At 72.9% G+C, this 26,599-nt stretch carries 31 protein-coding genes; 17 read left to right on the forward strand and 14 right to left on the reverse strand.

Going from position 1 to position 26,599, the window contains the following annotated elements; translation table 11 throughout:
* A complete protein-coding gene (locus ASC77_RS23425) occupies positions 1–624 on the reverse strand; it encodes a methyltransferase (RefSeq protein WP_056158853.1) in 624 nt (207 codons plus the stop codon).
* A gap of 128 nt (positions 625–752) precedes the next feature.
* On the opposite strand from ASC77_RS23425, the gene ASC77_RS23430 reads away from it, so the two are divergent.
* Genes ASC77_RS23430 through ASC77_RS23440 form a run of 3 tightly spaced genes read left to right on the forward strand, consistent with a single transcriptional unit; the run spans position 753 to position 1,659 of the window.
* Complete coding sequence (locus tag ASC77_RS23430) at positions 753–1,115, forward strand: phage holin family protein (RefSeq protein ID WP_235547920.1); 363 nt, start codon at positions 753–755, stop codon at positions 1,113–1,115.
* Positions 1,112–1,357, forward strand: coding sequence for a DUF3618 domain-containing protein (locus tag ASC77_RS23435; RefSeq protein ID WP_056158858.1), 246 nt, complete (start codon positions 1,112–1,114; stop codon positions 1,355–1,357). Before ASC77_RS23430 ends, ASC77_RS23435 begins: the two co-directional genes overlap by 4 nt.
* On the forward strand, positions 1,354–1,659 hold the full coding sequence (locus ASC77_RS23440) for a DUF4235 domain-containing protein (protein WP_056158862.1): 306 nt from the start codon (positions 1,354–1,356) through the stop codon (positions 1,657–1,659). Before ASC77_RS23435 ends, ASC77_RS23440 begins: the two co-directional genes overlap by 4 nt.
* A 12-nt stretch (positions 1,660–1,671) precedes the next feature.
* On the opposite strand, the gene ASC77_RS23445 is transcribed toward ASC77_RS23440, so the two are convergent.
* The 6 genes from ASC77_RS23445 to ASC77_RS23470 form a co-directional block, all read right to left on the reverse strand.
* Positions 1,672–3,396 (reverse strand): thiamine pyrophosphate-dependent enzyme, encoded by a 1,725-nt coding sequence (locus ASC77_RS23445; RefSeq protein WP_056158865.1) that lies wholly within the window; start codon positions 3,394–3,396, stop codon positions 1,672–1,674.
* Positions 3,393–4,526, reverse strand: coding sequence for a glutamate--cysteine ligase (locus ASC77_RS23450; RefSeq protein WP_056159190.1), 1,134 nt, complete (start codon positions 4,524–4,526; stop codon positions 3,393–3,395). The genes ASC77_RS23445 and ASC77_RS23450 overlap by 4 nt, the downstream gene beginning before the upstream one ends.
* Positions 4,527–4,530: 4 nt before the next feature.
* Positions 4,531–6,123 carry a catalase gene (locus ASC77_RS23455; protein ID WP_082575274.1) on the reverse strand — a complete coding sequence of 531 codons (1,593 nt, stop codon included), beginning with the start codon at positions 6,121–6,123 and terminating at the stop codon, positions 4,531–4,533.
* Between the two features lie 76 nt (positions 6,124–6,199).
* Positions 6,200–6,883 (reverse strand): hypothetical protein, encoded by a 684-nt coding sequence (locus tag ASC77_RS23460; protein ID WP_056158866.1) that lies wholly within the window; start codon positions 6,881–6,883, stop codon positions 6,200–6,202.
* Positions 6,880–7,347, reverse strand: a complete 468-nt coding sequence (locus ASC77_RS23465; RefSeq protein ID WP_056158870.1) for a DUF6328 family protein — start codon at positions 7,345–7,347, stop codon at positions 6,880–6,882. Before ASC77_RS23465 ends, ASC77_RS23460 begins: the two co-directional genes overlap by 4 nt.
* 3 nt (positions 7,348–7,350) lie before the next feature.
* Positions 7,351–7,623 carry a Rho termination factor N-terminal domain-containing protein gene (locus ASC77_RS23470; protein WP_056158873.1) on the reverse strand — a complete coding sequence of 91 codons (273 nt, stop codon included), beginning with the start codon at positions 7,621–7,623 and terminating at the stop codon, positions 7,351–7,353.
* Between the two features lie 54 nt (positions 7,624–7,677).
* Between ASC77_RS23470 and ASC77_RS23475 the strand changes: the two genes are divergently transcribed.
* Both ASC77_RS23475 and ASC77_RS23480 read left to right on the forward strand, forming a co-directional pair.
* Entirely contained in the window at positions 7,678–8,148 is a 471-nt protein-coding gene (locus ASC77_RS23475) for a heme-degrading domain-containing protein (RefSeq protein ID WP_056158878.1), read from the forward strand.
* Positions 8,149–8,229: 81 nt separating this feature from the next.
* On the forward strand, positions 8,230–8,655 hold the full coding sequence (locus ASC77_RS23480; RefSeq protein WP_056158881.1) for a pyridoxamine 5'-phosphate oxidase family protein: 426 nt from the start codon (positions 8,230–8,232) through the stop codon (positions 8,653–8,655).
* A 27-nt stretch (positions 8,656–8,682) separates the two neighbouring features.
* Here ASC77_RS23480 and ASC77_RS23485 read toward each other — a convergent pair whose 3' ends face one another.
* On the reverse strand, positions 8,683–8,997 hold the full coding sequence (locus ASC77_RS23485) for a PepSY domain-containing protein (protein WP_056158884.1): 315 nt from the start codon (positions 8,995–8,997) through the stop codon (positions 8,683–8,685).
* Positions 8,998–9,138: 141 nt separating this feature from the next.
* On the opposite strand from ASC77_RS23485, the gene ASC77_RS23490 reads away from it, so the two are divergent.
* Positions 9,139–9,828, forward strand: a complete 690-nt coding sequence (locus ASC77_RS23490) for a response regulator transcription factor (RefSeq protein WP_056158887.1) — start codon at positions 9,139–9,141, stop codon at positions 9,826–9,828.
* Complete coding sequence (locus tag ASC77_RS23495; protein WP_056158888.1) at positions 9,825–11,201, forward strand: ATP-binding protein; 1,377 nt, start codon at positions 9,825–9,827, stop codon at positions 11,199–11,201. The genes ASC77_RS23490 and ASC77_RS23495 overlap by 4 nt, the downstream gene beginning before the upstream one ends.
* Here ASC77_RS23495 and ASC77_RS23500 read toward each other — a convergent pair.
* The 3 genes from ASC77_RS23500 to ASC77_RS23510 all read right to left on the reverse strand — a co-directional run bounded on the left by ASC77_RS23500 (position 11,179) and on the right by ASC77_RS23510 (position 13,215).
* The gene (locus ASC77_RS23500; protein WP_200945128.1) at positions 11,179–12,006 is read right to left on the reverse strand and encodes an undecaprenyl-diphosphate phosphatase; all 828 of its coding nucleotides are present in this window, start codon (positions 12,004–12,006) and stop codon (positions 11,179–11,181) included. The two genes, ASC77_RS23495 and ASC77_RS23500, sit on opposite strands and share 23 nt — an antisense overlap.
* On the reverse strand, positions 12,006–12,827 hold the full coding sequence (locus tag ASC77_RS23505; RefSeq protein WP_056158894.1) for a hypothetical protein: 822 nt from the start codon (positions 12,825–12,827) through the stop codon (positions 12,006–12,008). Before ASC77_RS23505 ends, ASC77_RS23500 begins: the two co-directional genes overlap by 1 nt.
* 85 nt (positions 12,828–12,912) lie before the next feature.
* The gene (locus ASC77_RS23510) at positions 12,913–13,215 is read right to left on the reverse strand and encodes a hypothetical protein (RefSeq protein ID WP_056158897.1); all 303 of its coding nucleotides are present in this window, start codon (positions 13,213–13,215) and stop codon (positions 12,913–12,915) included.
* 109 nt (positions 13,216–13,324) lie between these two features.
* Here ASC77_RS23510 and ASC77_RS23515 point away from each other — a divergent pair, with 109 nt between their 5' ends.
* The 3 genes from ASC77_RS23515 to ASC77_RS23525 are packed head-to-tail and all read left to right on the forward strand — an operon-like array spanning position 13,325 to position 16,074.
* Positions 13,325–14,002 (forward strand): response regulator transcription factor, encoded by a 678-nt coding sequence (locus ASC77_RS23515; protein WP_056158900.1) that lies wholly within the window; start codon positions 13,325–13,327, stop codon positions 14,000–14,002.
* A 5-nt stretch (positions 14,003–14,007) separates the two neighbouring features.
* Positions 14,008–15,357, forward strand: a complete 1,350-nt coding sequence (locus tag ASC77_RS23520; RefSeq protein WP_056793522.1) for a sensor histidine kinase — start codon at positions 14,008–14,010, stop codon at positions 15,355–15,357.
* Between the two features lie 48 nt (positions 15,358–15,405).
* Positions 15,406–16,074, forward strand: a complete 669-nt coding sequence (locus ASC77_RS23525) for a DedA family protein (RefSeq protein ID WP_156391259.1) — start codon at positions 15,406–15,408, stop codon at positions 16,072–16,074.
* Here ASC77_RS23525 and ASC77_RS23530 read toward each other — a convergent pair.
* Genes ASC77_RS23530 through ASC77_RS23540 form a run of 3 tightly spaced genes read right to left on the reverse strand, consistent with a single transcriptional unit; the run spans position 16,037 to position 19,040 of the window.
* Complete coding sequence (locus ASC77_RS23530; protein WP_056158907.1) at positions 16,037–17,350, reverse strand: sensor histidine kinase; 1,314 nt, start codon at positions 17,348–17,350, stop codon at positions 16,037–16,039. The genes ASC77_RS23525 and ASC77_RS23530 overlap by 38 nt on opposite strands.
* Positions 17,347–18,006, reverse strand: coding sequence for a response regulator transcription factor (locus tag ASC77_RS23535; RefSeq protein ID WP_235547921.1), 660 nt, complete (start codon positions 18,004–18,006; stop codon positions 17,347–17,349). Before ASC77_RS23535 ends, ASC77_RS23530 begins: the two co-directional genes overlap by 4 nt.
* Positions 18,003–19,040, reverse strand: a complete 1,038-nt coding sequence (locus ASC77_RS23540) for a phosphatase PAP2 family protein (protein WP_056158912.1) — start codon at positions 19,038–19,040, stop codon at positions 18,003–18,005. The genes ASC77_RS23535 and ASC77_RS23540 overlap by 4 nt, the downstream gene beginning before the upstream one ends.
* A 100-nt stretch (positions 19,041–19,140) precedes the next feature.
* On the opposite strand from ASC77_RS23540, the gene ASC77_RS23545 reads away from it, so the two are divergent.
* Genes ASC77_RS23545 through ASC77_RS23575 form a run of 7 tightly spaced genes read left to right on the forward strand, consistent with a single transcriptional unit; the run spans position 19,141 to position 26,597 of the window.
* Complete coding sequence (locus ASC77_RS23545; protein WP_235547933.1) at positions 19,141–20,166, forward strand: lysylphosphatidylglycerol synthase domain-containing protein; 1,026 nt, start codon at positions 19,141–19,143, stop codon at positions 20,164–20,166.
* Positions 20,166–21,305, forward strand: a complete 1,140-nt coding sequence (locus tag ASC77_RS23550; RefSeq protein ID WP_056158919.1) for a glycosyltransferase family 4 protein — start codon at positions 20,166–20,168, stop codon at positions 21,303–21,305. Before ASC77_RS23545 ends, ASC77_RS23550 begins: the two co-directional genes overlap by 1 nt.
* Positions 21,302–22,117 (forward strand): PIG-L deacetylase family protein, encoded by an 816-nt coding sequence (locus tag ASC77_RS23555; protein ID WP_056158921.1) that lies wholly within the window; start codon positions 21,302–21,304, stop codon positions 22,115–22,117. Before ASC77_RS23550 ends, ASC77_RS23555 begins: the two co-directional genes overlap by 4 nt.
* Entirely contained in the window at positions 22,114–22,887 is a 774-nt protein-coding gene (locus ASC77_RS23560) for a polyprenol monophosphomannose synthase (RefSeq protein WP_056158925.1), read from the forward strand. Before ASC77_RS23555 ends, ASC77_RS23560 begins: the two co-directional genes overlap by 4 nt.
* Entirely contained in the window at positions 22,877–24,442 is a 1,566-nt protein-coding gene (locus ASC77_RS23565) for a GtrA family protein (RefSeq protein WP_082575275.1), read from the forward strand. The genes ASC77_RS23560 and ASC77_RS23565 overlap by 11 nt, the downstream gene beginning before the upstream one ends.
* On the forward strand, positions 24,439–25,131 hold the full coding sequence (locus ASC77_RS23570; protein ID WP_056158928.1) for a polysaccharide deacetylase family protein: 693 nt from the start codon (positions 24,439–24,441) through the stop codon (positions 25,129–25,131). The genes ASC77_RS23565 and ASC77_RS23570 overlap by 4 nt, the downstream gene beginning before the upstream one ends.
* Positions 25,128–26,597 (forward strand): glycosyltransferase family 39 protein, encoded by a 1,470-nt coding sequence (locus ASC77_RS23575; protein WP_056158929.1) that lies wholly within the window; start codon positions 25,128–25,130, stop codon positions 26,595–26,597. The genes ASC77_RS23570 and ASC77_RS23575 overlap by 4 nt, the downstream gene beginning before the upstream one ends.
* Positions 26,598–26,599 lie beyond the last annotated feature (2 nt).

Consider the following 26,599-nt stretch of genomic DNA (forward strand, 5'->3'; position numbering starts at 1 on the left):
TCAGCTGAGGTCCAGCCGGACCAGTACGCCGCGCTCGCACTCGCGGACCTCGACGACGGCGAGGTCGCTGCCACCGAGCTCGCCACGGAGCCGCTCGACCTGGTCGAGCGTGCCGATCTGCAGCACCAGAGAGCCGCCGGGGACCAGGTGACGACGGGCGACGTCGATGCAGAGCCGTGCCACGTCCAGGCCGTCGTCGCCGCCGTCGATCGCGAGCAGCGGGTCCTCGGGGTAGCGGCCGACCTCGGTGCGGCGTACCCACGGCGGGTCGGCGACGACCAGCGCGAACCGCTCGTCGTCGCCGAGCACGGCGTCCATCGACCCCTCCCGCACCTCGACCCGGTCCGCCATCCCCGCGGCGTCCGCGTTGCGCCGCGCGAACGCGCAGGCCACCGGCGAGAGGTCGACGCAGACCAGGTGCCGGTCGGAGTCGACGACGGCCAGCAGCCCGATCTGGCCGGCCCCGGTGCACAGCTCGAGCACGGGCCCTACCGGGGCCGACGGGAGCAGGTCCGCCGCCCAGCGGGACTGGTCCGCCGTCCACGCCCGGGGCCGCAGCACCCGGTCGTCGAAGGCGATGCGCAGGGAGCCGAAGTCGACGAGCTGAGGATCGGTGGCGGTCACGCCGGATCGGTGTCCGAGCCGCGTCCGCGGCAAACCTCACCCGGCCAGGTGAGTGCCGCATGACGCGCCGCGCTCCGGGGCACCGGATCCCCATGACCCAACCGACGCAACCCTCCACAGGAGAGCTCGTGTCCCAGCTCTCGACGGAGCTCTCGCAGCTCGTCAGGGACGAGCTGCGCCTCGCCCAGGTCGAGGTCTCCGGCAAGGCGAAGCAGGCCGGCATCGGGGCCGGGATGTTCGGCGCCGCCGGCATCCTCGCGCTGTACGGCGTCGGCGCGCTGATCGCCACGGCGATCCTCGCGCTCTCCCTCGCGGTCGACGCCTGGCTCGCCGCCCTGATAGTCGCCATTGTGGTGCTGGCGGCCGCCGGCGTCGCCGCGCTCGCCGGCAAGAACCGCGTGAGCAAGGCCGTGCCCCCGGTCCCCACCCGTGCCGTCGAGGGCGTCAAGGAAGACGTCGAGACCCTTCGCCACCACAGGAGCGACACATGACCGACCCGACCCCGACCCCGATCGCGGCGGACCTCGAGGCCGACATCGAGCGCACCCGCGCCGAGCTCGCCGACACCGTCGACCAGCTGGCCGCCAGGCTCGACGTGAAGACCCGGGTGCGCGACCGCTTCGTGACCCCGCAAGGACGCCCCACCACGACGGCCCTGGTCGTCGGCGGCGCCGTGGCGCTCGTGGTCACGCTCGCCGTCGTCCGCGGCGTACGAGGAAGGAACCACCGATGACCACCGCGAGAGCCGAGCGGCAGTCCAGCCGCTCCGCCAAGATCCTCTACCGCCCCTGGGGGCTGGTCGCGAGCCTGCTCGGCGGGCTCATCGCCAGCCAGATCTTCCAGCAGGTCTGGAAGCGGGTCGACCCGGCGGGCACCGACGACCCGCCGAAGCCGCTGGAGTCGGAGTACCCGCTGCAGAAGATCCTGCTCGCGGCCCTGGTGCAGGGCGCGATCTTCTCCGTCGTCCGGGCCCTGATCAACCGGGGCGGCGCTCGGGTCTTCGAGCGCTGGACCGGTGAGTGGCCGGGCGACTAGGGCACTTCGCCCTCACTCCGAGGACTCGAGGAACTCCTTCGACTTCGCGATCGCGAAGCCCCAGCCCTGCTCCAGGGTGGGCTTCGGCGGGATCGCGATCTCGTCGGGGTTGGTGAGCACGTCCAGCAGCACCGGCCCGTCGTGGGTGAGCGCCTCGAGGACGGCACCCTCGACGTCGTGCGGGTCCTCGACCCGGATCCCCTTCATGCCGATCGCCCGGGCCACCTCGGCGAAGTCGGGGTTGTCGAGCCGGGTGCCATACGGGGACAGCCCCGCCTGCTCCATCTCGAGCTTGACCATGCCGAGGCTGCCGTTGTCGAAGACGACGAGCTTGACCGGCAGGTCGTGGGTGACCGCCGTGATCAGGTCGCCCAGCAGCATCGAGAGCCCACCGTCACCGCAGAACGCGATCACCTGTCGGTCCCGGTCGAGGGCCTGCGCGCCCAGCGCCTGCGGCATCGCGTTGGCCATCGAGCCGAGGTTGAAGGAGCCGAGCAGCTGACGGCGCCCACGCATCCGCACGAACCTGGCCAGCCAGGTCGTCGCCATGCCGGTGTCGGTGGTGAAGACGGCGTCGTCGGAGGCCTGCCGGTCCAGCACCGAGGCCAGCAGCTCGGGGCGGATCCGGTCACCGGGGTTCTCGACCTTGCGTCGCAGCAGACCGACGGGCTTGCGCTCGTAGTCGGGGTCGGCGAGGTGGTGCTGTCGCTCGCGCCACGCGTCGTACGACGAGCGCGCCTTGTCGAGCAGGCCGGTGTCGGTCTTCGCCTCGAGCAGCGGCAGCAGCGCCTGGAGCGTCACCCGCGCGTCGCCGACCACGGCGTGGTCGACCGGGTGCCGTCGGCCGATGTTCTCCCCTACTGCGTCGATCTGCACGACGACCTTGCCGGAGGGGTAGAACTCCTTGTACGGGAAGTCCGTGCCGACCATCAGCAGCACGTCGCAGCCGTCGAAGGCGACTGCGCTCGCGTGGTTGCCGAGCAGGCCCGACTGACCGACCTCGAAGGGGTTGTCGACCTCCAGGCCCTCCTTGCCCTTGAGGGTCACGACCATCGGCGCCGAGAGCCGCTCGGCGACAGCGAGCACCTCGGCGCGGGCCGGACGTGCTCCCGCACCGACCAGCATCGTCACCTTCCCGACCCCGTTGATCGCGGCCGCGGCCTCGGAGACCGCGGCGGCGAGCGGCGGCACCGGCGGCTGGTCGGTGACGAAGCGCGGGACCGGCGTGCCCTTCGGCACGTCGAGGCCGCCGACGTCGCCCGGCAGCGTGAGCACGGCGACGCCGCGCTGCTGGAGCGCGGCGTTGCCGGCCCGCTCGACCAGGGCCGGGAGCTGCTCGGGGCTGCTCACGGTGGCCGTGAAGACCGCGACGTCCGCGAACAGCACGTCGTTGTCGACCTCCTGGAAGAAGTCGCTCCCGATCTCGGGCCGCGGCACCTGCCCACAGATCGCCAGCACCGGCGCGTGCGACTTCTTGGCGTCGTACAGGCCGTTGAGGAGGTGGATCGAGCCGGGCCCGACCGTGCCCATGCAGACACCGAGGCGGCCGGTCAGCTGCGCCTGGGCTCCGGCGGCGAACGCCCCCGCCTCCTCGTGACGCACCCCCATCCAGGTGACCTGGTCGCTGTGGTGGATCGCGTCGGTGACGGGGTTGAGCGCGTCTCCGACGACGCCCCACACCTGGGTGACGCCGTGCTCGGCGAGTGCGTCCACGAGCAGCTCGGCAACAGTGGTCATGCGTGGTCCTCCCAGGACTGTCGGGTACGGGCGATCAGGTCGTCGACGACGCCGGCCACGTCGCCGGTCCGTTCGTACGCCGCACGCTGGCGGGCGGCTCCCCCGTCGTGCAGGGACTCGGCCAGGCCGTGCCGGACGCGCTCCGTGTCACCGGCGTCCGCCAGCGCCGCCCCGACGTGCTCGACCAGGGCGTCGAGCACCTCGCGCGCAGGTCGGAGCTCGCCCAGCACCGGGTGCAGGAGCGAGCCCGTGAGCGCGTAGCGAGCGGCACGCCAGTGCCCCACCCGCAGCGACTCCGAGCGCCACGCGGGTGCCGGCACGCCGTCGGCCCATGCGCGGGCCGCCGTCTCGACGAGCGCGCGGGCCAGGGCCGCGATCACGACCGCCTGGCCGGGCTCGGCACAGACGTCGCAGACCCGGATCTCGACGGTGGGGTGCTCGACGGCCAGACGGGCGTCGAAGTAGAGCATTCCGGGGTCGCGGGCGGCCCCCGACTCGAGCATGGTGCGACAGACCTCGCGATAGCCCTCGAGCGACCCGAAGGCCTCCGTCGGTCCGGCACTCGGCCACCGTGACCAGACCTGGGCGCGCCACGAGGCGTAGCCGCTGTCGCGGCCGTCGACGTACGGCGAGTTGGCGCTGAGTGCGAGGAGGACCGGCAGCCACGGCGCGATCCGGTCGATCACCGCGACGCCCTCCTCGTCGGAGTCGATCGCGACGTGCACGTGCATCCCGCAGGTGCCACCCGTGCGCGCGACCTCGCCGTACGTGTCGACCATGTCGCGGTAGCGGTCGCCGGGCGTGACGACCGACCGGTCCCCCGCGAGCGGGACGACCGCGCAGGCGCCGATCGCGAGGCCGGCAGCACGTGCCGCCTCCCCCGCCGTACGACGTGCCGCGGTCAGCTGGGCCAGCACGTCGTCGAGGTCGGTCGTCGGGTCGGTGCGCGTCTCCAGCTGGTGCCGGAACAGCTCCTGGTCGACCTCGTCGGCCGCCGTCGTCGACGGCTGCCGGCCGCTCCCGTGCTCGCGGAACTCCTTGAGCACCCGGGGTGCCGCCGGCACCACCTCCCGGCTCTCGGGGTCGAAGAGCAGCAGCTCCTCCTCGACCCCGACGGTCCGGACTCCCACCACGTCAGGTGCTCGCGTGGGTGTCCGACTCGACGACCGGGTCGGTCGCGTCCGCCTTCGCGGCGTCATCCTGCGCACCGGGAGCGCCGAGGTCGGCGTCGGCGCGGACCAGCACCTCGATCTGCTTGCCGGTCTCGTCGTCGACCAGCCGCCAGTACTGGAACGCACGCTCGAGGACGTCGCCCTCGACGCCGCCGAGCAGGTGTCCGGCCACCGTCTTCACGAAGTTCGCGCGGATCTCGTCGTCCCACACCTCGCGCACCAGCGTGCCGGCCTGCGAGAAGTCGTCGTCGTCCTCGCGCAGCGTGTAGGCCTGCCGGACCATCGGCCCGTCCGACTCCCAGCCCGGGTCGACCTCGCCGACGTGGTCGGCGTACCCGCGGCCGAAGGAGTTCGGCGCGTAGACCGGATCGTCACCGCGGTGCTCGTAGGCCATCGCGCCGTCCTGCGTATAGGTGTTGAGCTCGACCTTCGGGCGGTTGACGGGGAGCTGGAGGTAGTTCGGCCCGATCCGGTGCCGGTGCGTGTCGGCGTACGCGAAGGCGCGGCCCAGCAGCATCTTGTCCGGTGAGAAGCCGATGCCCGGCACGAGCGCCGACGGCTCGAAGGCCGCCTGCTCGATCTGGGCGAAGAAGTTCTCCGGGTTGCGGTTCAGCGTCATCGTGCCGACCTTCACCAGCGGGTAGTCGGCGTGCGGCCAGATCTTGGTGAGGTCGAACGGGTTGATCCGGTAGGTCTTCGCGTCGTCGTACGGCATCAGCTGGACCGACAGCGTCCACGACGGGAAGTCACCGGCGTCGATGTGCTCGTAGAGGTCGCGGCGGTGGAAGTCGGCGTCCTCCCCCGCGATCCGGGTGGCGTCCTGGTCCGTGAGGCCCTCGACGCCCTGGTCGGAGTGGAAGTGGTACTTCACCCAGTGCTTGTCGCCGGCCTCGTTGACCCACAGGTAGGTGTGCGAGCCGTAGCCGTTCATGTGCCGGTAGCTCTTCGGGATGCCCCGGTCGCCCATCAGGTAGGTCACCTGGTGCGCCGACTCCGGGTTGAGGCTCCAGAAGTCCCACTGCATGTTGTTGTCGCGCAGCCCGTTGCCGCCGCGGCGCTTCTGCGAACGGATGAAGTGCGGGAACTTCATGGTGTCGCGGATGAAGAAGACCGGGGTGTTGTTGCCGACCAGGTCGTAGTTGCCCTCCGACGTGTAGAACTTCAGCGCGAAGCCCCGCGGGTCGCGCCAGGTGTCGGGCGAGCCGAGCTCGCCGGCGACGGTGGAGAACCGGGCGAGCATCTCGGTCGTGGCACCGGGCTGGAAGAGCGCCGCCTTCGTGTACGCCGAGACGTCCTCGGTGGTCTCGAAGTCACCGAAGGCGCCCGATCCCTTGGCGTGCACGTTGCGCTCCGGCACCCGCTCGCGGTTGAAGTGCGCCATCTGGTTCAGGAAGTGCACGTCGTGGAGCACGATCGGGCCGTCCGGGCCGACCGTCAGCGAGTTGCGGTCGCTCGGCGCCGGGGCACCGGTCTCGGTGGTGGACCCGATCTGCGCCTCCTCGGAGGGGCCGGTCGCGATCGAGGTTCCGTCGTTCGGCTGGGGTACGTCGGTCATCGTCTCTCCTGCTGGTCGAGTGCGGCGTCGTACTACCTCGACGGTGACCGTTCACCCCTCCCGGCAAACGCCGTGCTCAACCCCCGAGAGACCCCACGGCGAAGGCGACCAGCACCAGCGACGTGAGCAGCGCGGCGGTCGCCTGGATGCCCATCAGGACCTTGGCCCGGCTGGTCAACGGCATCGTGTCCGTGGGACTGAACGCGCTGGAGTTGGTGAGCGACAGGTAGAGGTAGTCGACGAAGATCGGCACCCAGCCCGAGGACTTGCTGGAGCCCCGGCTCACCTCGACGACGGTGTCGTCGTTCTCGTCCTGCGAGAAGCGCCAGTCCGCGTCGGGCAGCTCGGTGCGCTTCTCGCTCCGGCGTGCGACCGGGCCGCCGCGGTCCAGCTCCCAGTAGAGCAGTGCGAAGCCGATCACGTTGGTCAGCCAGATCTGCATGGCGGCCGCCAGCAGCTTGCTGCCGCTCGGGGTCGACCCGGTCAGCTCGGTCACGAGCAGGACGAGCGAACCGAGGTTGGTGAGGATGACCACGGAGGCCAGGGCCATCGACACCCACCGCGACCACCGGGTCTCCCGGGTGATCCGGCGCGGGTTGGTCACGACCAGCGCGACCAGCAGGAGCACCTCCACCACCGGGATGATGAGCCGGTTGGTCAGCAGCACCGAGCTCGGTAGCAGGGCGTAGACCACGATCGCGACGACCACGGCGGCGCCCGGCGGCAGCCGGTTCTCGCCGCCCGCGGTTCGCGACGTCATGCCCGTTCGCCGGCTCGCGAGAGGTAGGTGGGCACCCCGAGGAGCAGCCCGGCGACGAGGGCGCCCATCCCCACGCCGGCGACCAGCGCGGCCGCCCGGTCGATCACCATGTCGAAGGTGAAGAAGATGATCCCGACGATCATCAGGGACAGGGTCGTCATCGCGGCGGCGACCAGGCGGCTGGCCGCCGCGAGGACGAGTCCCTTGACGTGCTCACCCGAGAGCCGGCGATGGATCACGACGGGCGTCAGCAGGAGCAGGGTCGTGGCGGCGGCGAGGACGACCAGGACCAGGTACGTCGTGAGCTGGAAGTCGTCGAGGTCCTCGAACCTCTTCTGGAACGGCAGCGTCAGCAGGAAGCCCGCCGTCAGCTGCGCGCCCGTCTGCATGACCCGCAGCTCCTGCAACAGGTCGTCGAACTTGCGATCGAGGCGCTCCTCCTCGGTCTCGTCGCGGCCGTCCACCGGTCAGTGGTCCCGCAGGGCGCGGACCAGCTCGGACTTCCGCATCGACGAGCGCCCCTCGATCTCGAGCTCGGCGGCACGCCTGCGGAGGTCCGCGACCGACCAGTCGTCGTACGACGGCGATGAGCCGCCCCTCTTCCCGACGGCGGACCGGGACGTGTTGGCCGTGGCGTTGGCGATCCGCGCGGACTTCTCCTTGCTGTTGCCCTCGTCGCGGAGCGCCTCGTAGAGGTGGTCGTCCTTGACGCTGGGGCCGGGCTTCCTCGTGGCAGGCATGCCCTCCTTGTTCCCGCCCGGGCCCGTCCCGATGCCTCTCGCTACGGTGTCGTCATGACCGACCGCGCCCTGCTCGACGAGCTCATCGCCCAGGAGCAACGCCTCGTGTTCGACGCCTTCAGCACCGACGACGCGTGGCAGCTCGGCCTCGCCCTCCGCGAGACGGCGCGCGACCGGGAGCTGCCGGTCGCCATCTCCGTGCGTCGCAACGGCCAGCGCCTCTTCCACGCCGCACTCTCCGGGGCGTCCGCCGACAACGACGGCTGGCTCGAGCGCAAGTGCGCGGTCGTGGACCGCTACGGGTGCTCGTCGCTCCGGATCGGCGAGCAGTTCCGCGTCGCGGGCAAGTCGTTCGAGACCCACTCGCTCCTGGACCCGACCGTGTACGCCGCCCACGGCGGCGCCTTCCCGATCCTGCTCCGGGGCACCGGGTGCATCGGCACGGTCGCCGTCTCCGGGCTCCCGCAGCTCGACGACCACCGGCTGGTCGTCGAGGTCCTCGAGCAGCGCATCGCGGCCGGCTGACCTCGCCGAGGGTCTTTCGTCCCTGCCGCCTGGGGACCGACGTACCTTCCGGCGCAGGACGATCGGACGGACGATCGACCCATGGACAGCATGGGTGCCTCATCGTGGACGGACGGTGGCCTCGTCGAGCTCAGCACCGACGAGTGCGACCGGCTGCTGGCGACACAGCTCGTCGGGCGGATCGCCTGGAACGGTCCGCAGGGCCCGACCGTCCTGCCGGTCAACTTCGTGCTCGACGACGGCGAGATCTGGTTCCGCACGACCGCGCACTCGTCGCTCGCGCGCGAGGTCGACGACCTGCCCGTGAGCTTCCAGGTCGACGGTATCGACGAGTTCACCCGCTCCGGGTGGAGCGTGCTGGTCCGCGGCACCGCGCACCTCGTGTACGACGCCACGCGGATCCCCCGCACCTGGCCCGGCTTCGAGACCTGGCCGGCCGGCTCCCATGCCCTGCACGTCGTCGTCGACCGGCGGGAGATCACCGGACGTCGGCTGCTCGCCAGCTGACGGGAGACCCGTCAGCCGGCGAGGGACCTACTCGCCGCCGTCGCCTTCGATGACGACGACGTGGTAGCTGCCGTCGAGGCGTACGTCGACGGTCGTGCCGTCGGGCTTGGTCACCTCGACCTCGTACGTCGCACCGTTCTCGCTGTCGGTCTCGACGCTGTTGGCCTGGCCGCCGCCGGTGGCCTCCAGGGCCGCCTTCGTGGCGGCGTCGGCCTGCTCCTGGGTGAAGTTGTGGCTCGCCGGCCCGTCGTCCTCGCCCCCGGTCGCGACCGCGACCCCTCCGGCGGTGGTGGCGGCCACGGCCGCGAGTCCCGCGGCAGCGATGATCGTTCGCTTGCGCATCGTGCTCTCCTTTCGTCGGCTGTCGTCACCACCTTCGGCCTCCGGTGCTGAAGCCAGCCTGAAGACCGGAGGAGGGCGCCACCCTCACGCCTTCAGCCGGCCTTCAGCGGGCGTTCAGCAGGTGGGTGCGACGCTGGCGGGGTGCGGATCCTGGTCGTGGAGGATGACAAGCAGCTCGCGTCGGGCCTGCGTCGCGGGCTCGAGGCCGAGGGCCACGCGGTCGACGTCGCCCTCGACGGGACCGAGGGTGAGTGGTTCGCGACCGAGAACGCGTACGACGCGATGGTCGTCGACGTGATGCTGCCCGGCCTGGCGGGCGACCAGCTGTGCTCGCGGCTGCGGGAGGCGGGCGACTGGACACCGATCCTGATGCTCACCGCCCGGAGCGGTCCCGAGCAGGAGGCCCGTGCGCTCGACGCCGGGGCCGACGACTTCCTGGCCAAGCCCTTCTCGTTCATGGTGCTCACCGCTCGGCTCCGCGCGCTGATGCGCCGCGCCGGCCGGGAGCGGCCCGTCGTGCTCGAGGTCGGTGACCTGCGTCTGGACCCGGCGACGCACCAGGCCTGGCGCGGCGACGTACCGGTGGAGCTGACGCCGCGGCAGTTCTCGCTCCTGGAGTTCCTGATGCGACACGAGGGTGAGGTGCTGTCGAAGGCGACGATCCTGGGCCACGTCTGGGACTTCGCGTACGACGGCCACCCGAACATCGTCGAGGTGTACGTCCGGCAGCTCCGACAACGCGTCGACGAGCCGTTCGGACGCCGCTCGCTCCAGACCGTCCGCCTCGTCGGCTACCGGCTCGTCGACGACGCCCGCGAGCCGGTGCCGTGACCGGGCGGCTGAGCCTGCGGGCACGGGCGACCCTCCTCGGCACCGTGGTGGCGACCGTGCTCCTCGCGGTCGGTGCGGTGCTGCTCGTCTCGACGCTCGAGAGCCGCCTGACCGACGCCAGCGACCAGCTGTCCCGGTCGCGGGTCGTCGACCTGCTCGACCTCGCTCGCACCGGCGACCTCCCCAGCGAGCTGCGCAACGTGGACGACAACGGGGTCGCCCAGGTCGTCGGGTCCGACGGCGAGGTGGTGGCCGCGTCCCCGAACATCGACGGCCGCCCGGCAGTCGCCGACCTCGAGGCAGGTGCGTCGCCACGGACCAGCACCTTCCGGGCACCGGACGACGCCGAGATGGAGACCTACCGCTTCTGGTACGCCTCCGGCCCGAGCCCGGAGGGCCCGGTGACCGTCTACGTCGGCAACAGCCTCGAGTCGGTGACGGAGGCGTCGGCCGCGCTGCGACGCTCGCTGTGGATCGGGGTCCCGTGCGTCGTCGCGGCACTCGCGCTGGTCATCTGGCTCCTCCTCGGCCGCGCGCTCGGCCGGCTGGACCGGATCCGCGCGGAGGTCGACCGGATCTCGGCCGAGAACCTCGACAGCCGCGTCGCCGGCGACGGGGTCGACGACGAGGTCGGACGACTCGCCGCGACCATGAACGCGATGCTGGAGCGGCTCGATGCCGCCGCCCGGCGGCAGCGCGACTTCATCGCCGACGTCTCCCACGACCTCCAGAGCCCGCTGGCCGCCCAGCGCGTCGCCGTGGAGCTCGCGCTGCTCCAGCCGGAGCAGGCCGACGTCCAGCGGCTCGGGTCGGAGGTCCTGGCGTCCGCCGAGACGATGGAGCGGCTGGTCCAGGACCTCCTCGTGCTCGCATCGGTCGACGACGGTGCGGTGCCGCGGTCCACGCTGCTCGACCTCGACGAGCTGGTGCTCGAGGAGGCCGTGCGCAGCCGGCTCGGGGCACGTGTCAGCATCGACACCACGGAGGTCTCGGGGGCGCCGGCGTACGCGAGCGCCGACGACGTACGCCGGATCGTGCGCAACCTCCTCGACAACGGGGTCGCCCACGCGTCGTCGCGGGTCTGCCTGGCGGTCGGCGTCGACGGAGGGTGGGCCAGGCTCGACGTCGTCGACGACGGTCCGGGCGTGCCGGCCGAGCACCGCGACCGGGTCTTCGACCGCTTCCACCGGGTCGAGGCTGCCCGCCCCCACGACTCGGGCAGCGGGCTCGGTCTCGCGATCGCGCGCAGCCTGGCGGAGCGCGCCGGAGGGCGGGTCGATCTGGTGGACTCCCCCGCCGGTGCGCACCTGCGGGTGCTGCTGCCGACCTCGCGGCCGGGGGCAGCACCACTCAGGCCGCGACCGCCCCGGTGACGAGCAGCACGACGAGCAGCGCTGCGACGCCGAGGCGGTAGAAGACGAACAGGTCGAAGCTGTGCCGCGAGACGTAGCGCAGCAGCCAGGCGATCGTCGCGTAGGCGACGACGAACGAGACGACCGTCCCGACCACCACGGATCCGACGCCGACTCCCCCACCGACCGCGTCCTTGAGCTCGTAGATCCCCGCACCCGTGAGCGCCGGGATCGAGAGGAAGAACGAGAGTCGCGTGGCGGCCACCCGGTCGAGGCCGCGGATCAGCCCGGTCGAGATCGTCGCACCCGATCGCGAGAAGCCGGGGAAGAGCAGCGCCAGGACCTGCGCCGCACCGACGACGACGGCGTCGACGACTGTGATCTCGGACTCCGGCCGCGCGTGCGAGCCGATCCGGTCGGCCGCCCACATGAACGCGCTGCCCGCGACCAGCGCGGCGGCGACCACCCAGAGCGAGGCGAGCGGGCCGTCGATGAGTGGCTTGGCGAGCAGTCCGACGATGACGACCGGGATCGTGGCCCAGACGATCCACCAGGCGAAGTGGTAGTCGGGGTCGGTCCGCCGTTCGCGGCTGGCGAGCCCGCGCACCCACGCCGTCGCGAGCCGGGCGATGTCCCGGGCGAAGTAGACGAGCACCGCGGCGATGGCACCCATCTGGATGACCGCCGTGAACCCGACGACGCTGTCGTCGGCCACGTCGATGCCGAGCAGACCCTCCACGATCTTGAGGTGGCCGGTCGAGCTGACCGGGAGGAACTCCGTGAGACCTTCGACGACGCCGAGGACGACGGCCTGCCAGAGGTCGATCACGCGTCGGCATCCACGGGGATCGGCCGCTGGATGTCGTGGCCCGAGCGGTGCGCGTAGGCGACGAGGGCGGCGATCGCCAGCACGAGGATCGCGGTCAGGCGCAGGTCACCGAAACCGAGCCCGCCACCGATGTCGTGGTCCTTGCCGATCCAGTCGGCGAACGAGGCGCCGAGCGGCCGGGTCAGCACGTACGCCGTCCAGAAGCACAGGGTGGCGTTGACCCCCAGCCTCCAGGCGACCAGAGGCACCATCATCGCGGCGAGGAAGAGGAGGCCGGCCGCGAAGAAGCCGAGGTGCATCGTCAGGCCGACGAGGTCGCCGACGGCGGTGCCGAGGGCGAAGGTCGCCAGGACGGTGGCCCAGTAGAAGCGTTCGCGGCGGCGGGTGTCGATGTGGTGGATCGACAGCGTCCCCTCGGACCGGTGCCACCACGTGAAGAGGACGGCGACCGCGGCCGCGTAGAACGCCGAGGTGACGTAGTACGACAGACCGGTCGCGACGTGCAGGACGTCGGCGACGATCGTGCCGAAGACCGCCACCATCGAGACGCAGAACCAGTACGTCGGGGCGTGGTAGCGGTCGCTGCGCAGCTGCAGCCACAGCGCGAGGAAGAAGCCGCCGACCCCGATGATCCCGCCCAGCACGAGGCTGGTCTCACCGAGACCGTCGGAGGCGGCCTCGCCCATGCCGGTGGTCAGCACCTTGATGACCCAGAAGAGGGCCGTGATCTCCGGGACCTTGGCGGCGACGGGCTCGAGGCGCGAGCGGCGGGAGCGGGTGGGCACGGGCGCGTCGAGCGCGTCGGGTGTCGAGGTCACGGCCGCACGCTAGGGACCACTTCCTGCACGCAACCTGACTGCTGCCGCGACGTCCGGCTCGGCGGGCGGCCATCCGCCCGCCGGGTCAGTCGGCCGTCTCGCCGTCACCGTCGCCGGCGTCGCTGGCGTCCTGGTGACCGGGCTCGTTCGGGTTGGCGTCCGGACCGGTGTCGGTGGCGTCGTCGTTCGTCTCGGCCTCCCCGGCGCCGTCGACCTCGCCGACCTCGGTCGCGTCGTCGACCTCGCCGTCGCCGTCCGACTTCTCGGTCTGCGAGTGTCCGGAGCCGCGCGGCGAGTCGGCGGTCGCCGTCATCACGCCGCCGATGCCGACGGCACCGATGACCGCGATTGCGGCGACCAGGGCCGCGTTGCGCCTGAGGTTCTTCATGGTTCCTCCTGTGGGATCTGATGTGACACCACCACTGTCGACCGGAGCCGCTGTGAGCCCGCTGAGAGAACCTGAGAGCGCTGTCAGGTGGATGCGTCACCCTGGGCGCGTGCGGGTGCTGCTGGTGGAGGACGAGCGAACGCTGGCGCGCGCCCTGGCGCGCGGCCTGACCGCCGAGGGGCTGCTCACCGACGTCGAGCACGACGGTCGGTCCGGGCTGGCGAGCGCCCTGTCCACGTCGTACGACGTGGTGGTGCTCGACATCATGCTGCCCGGGCTGAACGGCTACGACGTGTGCAAGAAGATGCGCGAGGCCAACGTCTGGACGCCGGTCCTGATGCTCAGCGCCAAGGACGGCGACTACGACCAGGTCGACGCCTTCGACCTGGGGGCGGACGACTACATGGTGAAGCCGTTCTCGTTCGCGGTCCTGGTCGCGCGGCTGCGCGCCCTGATCCGACGCGGCGTCGTGGAGCGGCCCCCGATCCTGACGGCCGGCGACCTGCACCTCGATCCGGCGACCAGGGTCGTGGGTCGCGGGGAGGTCGAGCTGTCGCTGACCCCACGTGAGTTCGGGCTGCTGCACTTCCTGATGCGGCACAAGGGCCTGGTCGTCTCGAAGCTGGACATCCTCCAGGCGGTCTGGGACGTCCATCACGACGGTGCCGACAACCTGGTGGAGGTCTACATCCGCTACCTGCGCCGCAAGGTCGACGTCCCGTTCGACCGCTCCTCGATCCAGACGGTCCGCGGCTCCGGCTACCGGCTCGCGAGCGACGGCGGGTGAGCCGGATGTCGCGCGGGCGCAGCGTGTCGGTCCGGATGCGGACGGCGATCGCCGCCTCCGTCGCCGTGGCGGTGGCCCTGCTGATCGTGTCCGTCGCGGGCGTCGTCCACCAGCGCCACCAGCTGATCGACGGCGTGGCCGTCGTCGCGCAGGACCAGGCCGAGACCGTGGCCGCGGCGATGGCGGACGGCGCCGCACCTGACTCGGCCGTCCAGACCCCGGCGGGCGGCGAGTCGGTGCTGATCCAGGTCCTCGACGCGGACGGCACGGTGCTCGCCGCGAGCCACTCGCTCGAGGGTGAGCCAGCGCTGGTGGACGCCGCGGGGGTCACCGAGCCGACCCGGCACGTGCTCTCCGGTCTCGACGGTGAGGAGGACCGCTACCTGGTGGTCGTCGCGCCGGCCAGCGACGGACGGTCGGTCCTGGCGGCGCAGAGCCTGGAGACGGTCGACAACGCCACCCGGTCGACGATCGGGCTGCTGGCGGTCGGCGACCCGCTGCTGGTGCTGCTCGTCGCGCTCCTGACCTACGTCCTGGTCGGCCGCGCGCTGCGCCCGGTCGAGTCGCTGCGTGCCCAGGCCGCCGAGGTCACGGCCGCGGACCTGTCCGCGCGGCTCCCGGTCCCGACGACGGGTGACGAGGTCGAGCGGCTGTCCGTGACCCTCAACGAGATGCTGGCCCGCCTCGAGAGGTCCGCCGACGCGCAACGGCGCTTCGTGGCCGACGCCTCGCACGAGCTGCGCAGCCCGGTCGCCACCATCCGCACCCTGCACGAGGTCGCGGACGCCGCCGGCGACCGGGCCGACTGGCCCGCGGTGTCCGCCGACGTGCTCTCCGAGACCGCACGCCTGGAGCGGCTGGTCGCCGACCTGCTCCTGCTCGCCCGGTCGGGGTCGACCGCGCCGCCGTCGTACGAGCTGCTCGACCTGAGCGAGGTCGTGCGCGCGGAGGCCGGGCGGGCCCGCCGCGTCGCCGTCACCTGCGACGTCGCGCCCGACGTGCTCGTCCTCGGCAACCCGGACGCCCTGGCGCGCGCCACCCGCAACCTGCTCGACAACGCCGAGCGACACACCCACACCCTGCTGGAGGTCACCCTGACCTCCACCGGTACGACGGCGCACCTCCGGGTCCGCGACGACGGCGACGGCGTGCCGGCCGCGGACCGGGAGCGGATCTTCGACCGGTTCGTGCGCCTCGACGAGGCGCGAGCCCGCGACGACGGCGGGACCGGTCTCGGGCTGGCCATCACCCGGCTGCTGGTGCAGGAGCACGGCGGCGCGATCCGGCTCGACGACACCGGCAGCCCGGGCGCGGAGTTCGTGATCGACCTGCCCCGGGTGTCACCCGACGCCTGAGCCCGCGCAGTCAGGTCCCTGGCAGGTCGCGGTTCCTACGGTCACGACGTGATCCCGTCCCTGACGCCGTTCCTGACCGGCCTCGGCCCCGCCGCCCTGCTCGTCGTGATGGCGATCGTCTTCGCCGAGACCGGCCTCCTGCTCGGCTTCTTCCTGCCGGGCGACTCGCTGCTCTTCACGGTCGGGGTGCTGACCTCGGCCGGCGTGCTCGGACTGCCGTTCGGGGTCGTGGCGCTCGGCGTCCTCGTGGCCGCGTTCGTGGGTGACCAGGTCGGCTACCTCATCGGGCGGCGCGGCGGTCCGCGCGTCTTCAACCGCCCCGAGTCGCGGCTCTTCTCCCAGGCGCACGCCGACCGGGCCCAGGCGTTCTTCGCCCGGCACGGCTCCAAGGCCGTCGTGCTGGCCCGCTTCGTGCCGGTCGTGCGCACCTTCGCGCCGGTGGTCGCCGGCGTCGGACGGATGCCGTACCGCCGGTTCCTCGTCTACAACCTCATCGGCGCCCTCACCTGGGGCGTCGGCGTGCTGACGGCCGGCTACTTCCTCGGCGGCGTGCCGTTCGTGGCGGACCACGTGGAGCTCATCGTCCTGGCCGTCGTCGCCGTCTCGGTCGTGCCGGTCGTCGTCGCTGGTCTGCGGCACCGCGCCCGTGCGGGACGCTCGGGCGGCACGACCTCCGAGGTCAGCCGCGAGGCAGTCGGATCACGAACCGGCTGCTGACGTCGTCAGGCGCCACGGCGACGTCGCCGCCGACCGTGCGCGCGATCCGGCGGGCGATGGCGAGTCCGAGACCCGCTCCCGACCCGGAGGCCGACGTACGCCCCGGCTCGAAGATTCGCTCCGCCTCGTCGCGGGCCACACCCGGCCCGTCGTCGTCGACGTAGATCTCGATCGCGCCGGGCGTCTGGCTGGCGGTGATGTCCACACGCGTGCGCGCGAACCGCAAGGCGTTCTCGACGACCGGGCTGAGCGCGCGGACGGCGAGCGCGTGCGGCAGTCCGAGCCGCGCCTCCGCCACGTCGACGCCGAGCGTCACCTCGCTCGGGCCGGCGTGCTCGGCTACGTCGCGGAGCACCTCGGTCAGCGAGCAGTGCGACGCCGTCACGATCTGCGCCTCGTTGCGGGCAAGCTCCAGCAGCGCGGTGATGGTCGCCGACATCCGCTGGCTGGCGGCCGAGATCTCCTCGACGTCGCGCTGCGCCTCCGCAGGCAGGATGTCGCGCAGCAGGATCAGGTCGGCCATGCCCTGGATGGTGGTCAGCGGCGTCCGGAGCTCGTGGGCGAGCTCGGAGGTCAACCGCTGCTCGGACCGGATCGCGGAGGCGACCTTCTCGAGGAGCTGGTCGAGCGTCGCGGCCAGCGCACTGAGCTCGTTGTCCGGCTCGCCGAGGTCGAAGCGGCGACTGAGGTCGTGCTCGCTCCACTCGGCAGCGGTCTCGGCCATCACCGCTACGGGACGCAGCGCGCGCCGGGTGGTCCACGCAGCGATCGCGGCGGCCGCGACCGTCGTCAGCAGACCGGTCACCAGGGTGACGATCAGGGCGAGCCGCTCCGCCTCCTCGTACGGCTCCAGCCGCTCGGTCACGATGACGACGCCGGACGCGCCGCCGGTCGCCGTGAACGGGTCGGCCAGGATGCGCCCGTGCTCCGCATGGGTCTCGACGGTCTTGGTGTCGACCGTCGACAGGTCTCCGTAGTGCTCGCTGAGGCTGTCGGGCGGGTCGCCCGCGACCAGGGTGCCCTGGTCGTCGTACACCGCGACGCCGGCGTCCAGCTGGGTGCTCGGGACGACCAGCTCGCCGTCGGGACCGGTGGAGGCGGAGCTGATCACGGCGTCGGCCCGGTCCTGCAGGACGCGGTCGACGTCGCTGTTGGTGATCCGGGCGAGCACCAGCTGGACGACCAGGGTGAGGAGCAGCATCGCGACCGCCGTGATGCCCGCGGTCAGCACGACGATCTGCCGGCGGAACGACCGCGGCGGCCGGGGCCACCTCACCGGATGCGGAACCCGACGCCGCGCACCGTCTCGATCGAGACCGGCGAGCCGATCGACTCGAGCTTGGTCCGGATCCGGCGCATGAAGGAGTCCACGGTGTTCTCGGCCACGACGGCTCCTTCCGGCCAGGCTGCCGCGATCACGGTACGCCGCCGCACCACCTCGTCGGGCCGGGACGTGATGGCGGCCAGCATCCGGAACTCGGTCGGCGTCAGCAGCACCTCGCCCGACGGCGTCCGCGCCGCGTGGCGGGCCGGGTCGAGGTCGAGGCCCGCGGTCGTGGACAGCGGCGGCCGGCCGCGTCGGCCCAACGCCTCGAGCCGGGCGATCAGCTCCTTGAGCTCGAACGGCTTGGCGACGTAGTCGTCACCGCCCGCACCGAAGCCGGCCAGCCGGTCGTGGGTCGCACCGAGCGCGGTGAGGAAGAGGACGGGCGCGTTCTGCCCGGCGGAGCGCAGCGCCTGGCAGACGTCGCGACCGTCGGAGTCGGGCAGCCCGATGTCGACGACCATGACGTCGATGCCGCTGTCGGCACCGAACAGCCGCAGGGCCTCTCCCCCGTCGTGCGCCATCACCGTCTCGTGGCCCGCGAACCGCAGCGCCTCGGCGAGGAGCCGGCGGATGGCCGGGTCGTCCTCACACACTCCGATGATCATGCGGCCCATTCTCGACCCGACAACCTGCCAACAGCCTGAACGCCCTGGCGGGAGCGGCGGGTCGGGTAGATCGTGAGGATCCCGAGGCCGACCGCCGCGATCCCGATCGCCAGCCCGGCGACGTCGTCGACGACGAAGTGCCAGCCGAGGTAGATCGTCGCGAGCACGGTGAGTGCGAGGTATCCGGCGAGCACGACGGCGGTCCGCCGCAGCCGGTAGTAGACCGCCATCAGCACGATCACGGTCGTGACCCCGATGTGCAGGCTGGCGAACGCCGACACCTGGGCGAACGCGTCGTGGGCCGACGGGTCCGCGAGCAGGTGGGCGCGCTGCTCCATGTAGGTGGCCTGCGTGGTGGTGACGATCGTGTGCGGCAGGCCGGCGAAGTCCTGGGGCCGGTCGTCGAAGGGACCGAGCGACGGGACCAGGTAATAGGTGGCCACGCCGAGGATCCACACCCACATCGCCGACGCGAGGAAGACGGCACCGTCACGCAGGCGGTCGACCCCGACGACGGCGGCGACGAACGCGACCGACACCAGCGTCGGGAACGACTCGTAGACCACCACCAGGACGTACGCCGACCAGTGCTCACCGAGCACCGAGTGCAGCAGCACCGCCGGTGAGTGGCCAAGGAAGAGCGCCTGGTCGACACGGGTCAGCGCGTGGTCCCGGGGTGCGTTGAGGACGTCCCAGCTCTTCAGGTTGTGATAGCTCGCGTAGACGACGTGGTAGGCCAGCAGCGCGGCCGCCGCGACGATCAGACGCCGAGCGGGCCAGCGACGCCGCAGCGTCTCGAGCACCGGGCCGGTCCGACGGTCCCCCCGCGGCACCCGTCGTACGGCGTCCAGGAGAGCGAGCGCCGCGAACGTCCCGGCCGTGATCGCGATCCGGACCCGGAAGATCTCTCCGCCAGGATCGCGGACCGGGATGTCGACCACGGAGGAGCGCCAGAGCGTCACCGCGGCGAAGACGAGCGCGATCGCCCACATGCGCAGGAGCCAGCGCGGGACGGGCGGCAGGGAGGCGGGCACGGGCAGAGGTTCGTGCCACGGACCTGCAGCCCGCCTGACCAGGACGTGCCAGACAGTCAGGTGGCGTTCAGGAAGTGCGCCCGACCCTGGGCGCGTGACCATGACGACGACCGGACGCTGGGTGCTCGGCGTCTGCCTGGCGCTCGCCCTGCTGACCGTGGTGCTCCCCCTGGCGACCGGCGTCCCCTGGGCGAGTGCCTGGACCGTGGTCTCCGCCATCCCTGCGCTGGAGCTCGCGGGGCTGGTCGGCCTGTGGGCGCTGGGACTGCTGTCCCACACGATCACGCTGACCGCCGCCCTGCCGACGCTGACCCACCGCCGGGCGCTGACGCTGAGCCTGACCGGCAGCGCGGTCGCCAACGTGCTGCCGCTCGGCGGCGCCGCCGGCATCGCGCTGAACGGGCGGATGGCCAGGCAGTGGGGGTACGGCGTCGACCAGTTCGCCGCCTTCACGGTGATCACCAACGTCTGGGACGTGCTCGCCAAGCTCGCGCTCCCCTTGACCGTCGTCCCCGTGATCGCCCTCGCCACCGGGGTCTCGATCGGACCCGTCCTGGGCCCCGCCGTGCTCGCCGCCGTCGGCCTCGCCGTCGGGTGCGCGGCGATCGTCGCGGTGCTCTCCGGGCCGTCCGTCGCGGGGCTCGTCGGCGGGCTCCTCGAGCGCGCGGCGCACGGCGTGCTGCGGGTGGTGCGCTCCTCGCGCCGGGTCCGCCTGCGCGCCGCGCTGGTCGATCTCCAGGCGACCTGCAGCGCGGTCGTACGGGCTCGGTGGATGCGGCTGAGCCTCGGCATGGTGCTCTACACGGCGCTGCTCTTCGCCCTGCTCTGGGCCTGCCTCGCCGTCACCGGCGCCGCGCTGGCGCCGGCGGCCGTGCTGGCGGGGTTCGCCGTCGAGCGGCTGCTGACGCTGGCCGGTCTGACCCCGGGCGGGGCCGGGGTCGTCGAGGTCGGCCTCACCGGAGCCCTGATCGGTCTCGGCGGCGCGCCGGCGAGCGTTGTCGCGGGCGTGCTGCTCTACCGCGCGCTCACCTACGGCCTGGAGATCCCGGTCGGAGGTGTCGGGCTGGCGGTGTGGCTCTGGCTGCGACGCCGAGCCGTGCCCGGACCCGTCGAGGCGGTGGCGTGATGCGGATCGTCCACGTCAGCGACTGCTACCTCCCGCGTCTCGGCGGGATCGAGATCCACCTGCGCGACCTGGTCCAGCACCAGCGCGCGGAGGGCCACGACCCGCACGTCATCACGACGACACCGGCGGCGTCCGACGTCGTCGACGAGCCGTGGGTGCACCGCGTCCATGCCACCACCGGCCCCCTGGGCGGCCTGGTCCGCGCCGACGCGGACCTGCGTCGACTGCTCGAGGACCTGGCCCCCGACGTCGTCCACGTGCACGTCTCGGTGCTGTCGCCGTTCGCGTCGACCGCGGCCCGGCGTGCCTCGTGGCTCGGCTTCGCGACACTGGTGACGGTCCACTCGATGTGGTCGCGACTCGGTCCGCTGCCAGCAACGGCGCACGCCCTGCTCCGGCTCGGCTCCTGGCCGCTGGCCTGGTCGGCGGTGAGCGAGCCCGCGGCCGCGCCCCTGCGGAGGATGCTCGGCCCCGGCACGCCGGTGCACGTGCTGCCCAACGCCGTCGACCCGGCGTCCTGGCGGCCGGGTCGGGTGCCGGTCGCACCCGCCGTCCCGACGGTCGTGAGCGTCATGCGGATGACGCGCACCAAGCGCACGCTGCCGCTGGCACGGATCCTGCTCGACGTACGCCGACGGGTGCCGGCCGAGGTGCCGCTGCGGGCGGTGGTCGTCGGCGACGGCCCCCAGCGACCCGCCCTGGAGCGCCTCCTGCGACGGCACCGGATGGACGACTGGGTCGAGCTGCCCGGCCGCCTCGACCGCACGGAGATCGGCAGGGTGCTCGCCGACGCCTCCGTCTTCGTCGCACCGGCCGAGCTCGAGTCGTTCGGCATCGCCGCCCTCGAGGCTCGCACCGCCGGTCTGCCTGTCGTCGCCAGCTCGCTGAGCGGCGTCACCGAGTTCGTCCAGCACGAGCGCGAGGGACTCCTGGGCGCCACCGACGGCATGCTCGCCACCCACATCGCCCGACTGCTCACCGACGTGTCGCTGCGCGAGCGGATCGCGCAGCACAACGCGACCGTGCCCCCGCGGCACGACTGGGTCGAGGCCCGCCGTCGCACCCATGAGCTGTACGCCGAGGCGACCGCCACGGCGAGGACACCCGTCCGCGGCCTGCCTCGGGTGAGCGCGGCATGACCGGCGCCCGCTTCACCGTGGTCTCCTTCCACGCGCATCCCGACGACGAGGCGCTGCTGACCGGCGGCACCCTCGCCCGCGCCGCGGCGGAGGGACATCGGGTGGTCCTGGTCGTGGCGACCGCCGGCGAGGCCGGCCTGGCCTCGCCGCTCGAGCTGGCCGACCTCGCCGAGCGCCGCACCCGCGAGCTGGCGGCGTCCGCGGCGGCGCTCGGCATCGCCCGGGTCGAGGTGCTCGGCTACCGCGACTCGCGGTTCGGCGAGGTGGACCTCGACGAGGCCGCGAACCGGGTGGCGGACATCCTGCGAGCGGAGCGGGCCGACGTCCTGACGACGTACGACGCGGCCGGCGGGTACGGCCACCCGGACCACGTGCAGGTGCACCGGGTCGGGCGGCGCGCAGCCGAGCTGGCGCGTACCCCGGTCGTGCTGGAGGCGACCCTCGACCGCGGCCTGATCGACCGGGTGGTGCGGACCCTCCGGCAGCTGTCTCGCGTGGTGCCGGTGCCGGAGCTGCCCGACACGAGCCGCGCGTTCACCGCACGTGCCGACCTCACCCACCAGGTCGACGTACGGGCCCACCTGGACGCCAAGCTCGCCGCCCTCCGGGCCCACGCGTCGCAGGCCGGCGGAGGGCCCCGCACGCTCGCCCTCCTGCTCCGCCTCCCGAAGCCGCTGGCCCGGCGGGTCCTCGGCCGCGAATGGTTCCGCGAGGTCGGGCGACGGCCCGGCGAGCACCTGGTCGACGACATCTTCGCCAGCCTCCGACGGTCAGGTGCCTGGCAGGTTCCCGGCGCCACTCTCGCACCATGACCACCACTCCCGCGCGACGCTGCCTCGTCGTCGTCCCCACCTATGACGAGGCGGAGACCATCGAGGCCTTCCTCGACCAGGCGCTCGCCGCGACCACCGAGATCGACGCCGACGTCCTCGTCGTCGACGACAGCAGCCCCGACGGCACCGGGATGCTGGTCCGGCGGCACCCGGCGTTCGGGCGCCGGGTGCACCTGCTGTCGCGGGAGACCAAGGACGGACTCGGGTCGGCGTACCGGGCCGGGTTCGCGTGGGCCGTCGAGCGCGGGTACGACGCGGTCGTGCAGGTCGACGCCGACGGCTCGCACCCCGTCGACCGGATCACGACCATGGTGCTCGCACTCTTCCGGCACGACCTGGTGATCGGGTCCCGCTACGTCTTCGGGGGCTCGACCGCCGGGTGGACGTCGGGGCGACGGCTCCTCTCGACGGGCGCCAACCGCTACGCCCGCCTGGTGCTCGGGCTGCGCACCCGGGACGCCACCGCCGGCTTCCGAGCGTGGCGCACCGCCGCCCTGCTCGACCTCGGCGTGCTCGACTCGGAGTCGAGCGGCTACTGCTTCCAGATCGAGAGCACCTGGCGCGCCGAGCGGGCCGACGCCCGGGTCCTCGAGGTGCCGATCACCTTCACGGAGCGCCGCGCCGGCGCCTCCAAGATGTCACGGCGGGTCGCCGTCGAGGCCCTGGTCCGCGTCCTGCAGTGGCGGGCCCGCGAGATCGCGGGCGCGGTCGGCCCCGCCCGCCCGGTCGGGGCCGGCAGTGCCGTCTGACGCCAGGTCGAGCCGCGCCCGACGACTGCTCCCGAGCCGCGAGGTCCTGACCTTCCTCGCCGTCGGCGGCGCCGGGTACGTCGTCGACGTCCTCGCCTTCAACTGGCTGCGCGGGCAACCCCTGACCGGCAGCCTCGACCCGGCGGTCTCGAAGGTGCTCGCCGTCTGCGTGGCCATGGTCGTCACCTACCTCGGCAACCGGCTGCTGACCTGGCGGGAACGCTCGAGCGACACCCGCCGCGAGGTGATCACCTTCGTCGTCCTCAACCTGATCGGGCTCGGCATCGCCGTCGCGACGCTCGTCCTCAGCCACGACGTCCTCGGCTTCACGAGCCCGCTCGCCGACAACATCTCGGCCAACATCATCGGTCTCGGCCTCGGCACCGCCTTCCGCTACTGGTCCTACCGGCGCTTCGTCTTCACCGCCGCGCCCGAGCCACGAGCGATCCCGGTGCCCGTCGCCCCGCCGTTGCTCGCCTGGGACGAGCCGCAGCGCGTCCACGTCGTCAGCGGCAGCTACGGGGCGGGCCACGACGCCGCCGCCCGTGAGATCGCCGAGCGCCTGTCGACCGCCGGCCACCACGTCCGCACCTCGGACGTCGTCGACCTCTTCCCCCTCGGGCTCGGCCGGCTGCTCCGGTCGGCGTACTTCCTGCAGCTGCGGATCGCGCCCGGGTCGTGGGGAGCGATGCTGCGCCGGCTCGAGCCGGGCACCTGGCCACACCGGCTCGCGGCCCGCCTGCTCGCGATCCCCGGCACGCGGATGCTCGAGAGCGTCGCCGGGGCCGATCTCGTGATCTCCACCCATCCCTTCGCGAGCCAGGCACTCGGCCGGCTCCGCGCGACCGGACGCCTGTCCGTCCCAGCGGTCACCTATCTCACCGACGCATCGGTGCACCCGCTGTGGGTGCATCCCCACATCGACCTGCACCTGGCCCTGCACGAGGTCACGGCCGCGCAGGCACGACACCTGGGCGGCCGGACCACCGTCATCCAGCCGCTGCTGCCGGAGTCGTGCCTGCGCCGGTCGTCCGAGAACGCCGCCGACCTGCGGTCCCGGCTCGGGCTCCCGGTCGACGCCGACATCGCGCTCGTGGTCGGCGGCTCCGAGGGCGTCGGCGACCTCGAGCGGTCCGCGCTCGACATCGCCGCCACCGGGCTGGCCGTGCCCGTCGTCGTCTGCGGACACAACGAGTCGCTGCGGCGACGGCTGGACGCCCACCCCGGCATCGTCCCGCTCGGCTGGCGCAGCGACATGCCCGACCTGCTGCGCGCCAGCAGCTGCGTCGTGCAGAACGCCGGGGGGTTCACCACCCTGGAGTCGCTCGCCGCCGGCGTACCCCTGCTCAGCTACCGCTGCCTCCCGGGCCACGGCGAGACCAACGCCGCCGCCCTGGAGGCGTCCGGTCTCGCCCCGTGGGCACGCGACCCGGAGGCCCTGCCCCTGCTGCTCGCCCGCGCCGTGCTGGCCGGTGGCGCTCCGGCCCTGCCGGTCACCGCGGCACCCGACCTCGTCGACGCACTCTCGGGCGCTCCCGTGGCGGTGGCCGGATGAGCTCCGCGGTCGACGTGCTCGTGGCCGGCGTCGGGTCGTTGCGTCGTCGCGTCCGGCCCGGGCTCGCCGGCATCGGCCCCACTCCTCACGTCGCGCTGACGTACGACGACGGGCCGGACCCGGTCTCGACGCCGGCGTTCCTGCGCCTGCTGGACCGGACCGGCCAGCGCGCCACCTTCTTCGTCCTCGGCGAGCACGCCGTGCAGCACCCGGCACTGGTCCGCGAGATGGCCGCAGCCGGCCACGAGCTCGCGGTCCACGGCTGGGACCACCGGTGCGTGCTGCGCGAGCGTCCTGACGTGCTGCGCGAGGGCGTGCGGCGGACCGCCGGGATCCTGGGAGACCTCACCGGCACGCCCGTCCGCTGGTACCGCCCGCCGTACGGCGTCCTCAGCCCGGCGGCGCTCGCGGCGGCACGGGACACCGGGTTGCGCACCGTGCTCTGGTCGGCCTGGGGTCGGGACTGGGAACGCCGGGCCACCCCGAGTCGCATCGTCACCACCGTCGGCCGGACGCTGCGACCGGGCGGGACGCTGCTGCTCCACGACACGGACCGGACCTCGGCGCCGGACTCGTGGCGGCGCACGCTCGCTGCGAGCGAGCTGCTCCTGACCCGCTGGGCCGCGACCGGGGCCGACATCGGCCCGCTCCGCGCGCACGGCCTGGACCTCGCCCTGGTGTCCCCATGACCTCCCTGCTGCCGCGGCCGGTCCGCCCGCCCGCACCCAGGGGGCTGCTCGAGCGACGGGGCACGGTCGCGGTCGTCGCCGCCGTCGCGGCGCTGATGTGGCTGCCGAACCTCGCCCGCCCGCTGTCCTCCGACGAGGGCGGGTTCCTGCTCGTCGCGTCGCAGTGGTCCCCCGGCACCTCGCTCTACGGCGACTACTGGGTCGACCGGCCGCCGCTCCTGATCGGCATCTTCCGCCTGGCCGACCTCGGCGGCGGGCTGCTCGCCCTCCGGCTGATCGGCCTGCTGGCCGTCGTCGCTTCGGTGCTGCTCGCCGGCAGGATCGGAGAGCTCGTCGCGCCCGGCGTACGCCGCGCACCGGTGCTGGTCGCCGCCACCGCCGGCGTCTTCATGACGACACCGCTCTTCGGCACGAGCGAGGTCGACGGCGAGCTGCTCGCCGTCCCGTTCGTGCTGGCCAGCGTGCTCTGCTCCCTGCTCGCGGTGCACCGGTCACGCGGCAGGTGGTGGCTGCTCGCGGGGGCGACCGCCATGGCGGCGCCGTTGGTGAAGCAGAGCATGCTCGACGGGTTCGTCCTGGCGGCCACCCTCTTCGTGTGGCTGCTCACCCGCCGGCGGACCGGGGAGGCCCTTGACGCGATCGCCTCGTTCGGGCTCGGCGCCGGCGGCCTGTTCGGCGTCGTCCTGGCGTGGGCGGCGTCCCGCGGCACCGGGCCCTTGGCACTCTGGGACGCGGTCGTCGTCTTCCGCGCCGACGCCGCCGCCGTCATCTCCGCGCAGGCCAACTCGGCGACGCCGGGTCGCGCGATGACGCTCCTGCTCTCGTTCCTCGCCAGCGGCGCCCTCGTCCTGGTCGTGCTCGCCTTCCTGCCCGGACGACGCCGGACCGCCGCACACCCCGACGTGCGCCTGCTCGCCACCGCGCTCCTCGCGTGGGAGACCGTCGGCATCGCCTTCGGGGGCAGCTACTGGCTCCACTACCTGGTGGGCCTGGTCCCGGGGCTCGTGCTCGCCGCGAGCGCCCTCGCCGCCCATCGACCGGCCCGAGCGCGCTGGGCCGTCGTCGCGCTCGCGTACGCCGCCGTCGTCGGGATCGTCTCGACGGCCGGCGTCGCCGTCCACGACGGGACGGTGCCCTCCGACGTCGCGGTCGCGCGCTACCTCGCTGCGCACAAGGCACCCGGTGACACCGGCGTGGTCGGGTTCGGCAACCCCGCCATCCTCGAGGCCGCCGGACTGAGCAGCCCCTACCCGCAGCTCTGGAGCCTCCCGGTCCGGGTGCTCGACCCACGGCTGCGCGAGTTCACCCACGTCATCACCGGGCCGCACGCGCCGACGTGGGCGGTCGTCAACGGCACGTCACTCGCGACGTGGGGCGTCGACGCCCGCACGGCGCAGCCGGCCTTCGACCAGGAGTACCGGCTGGTCGAGGTCGCCGGCGACTACCACGTCTACCACCTGAGGTGACG

Source organism: Nocardioides sp. Root1257, from assembly GCF_001425175.1.
GTDB lineage: Bacteria > Actinomycetota > Actinomycetes > Propionibacteriales > Nocardioidaceae > Nocardioides.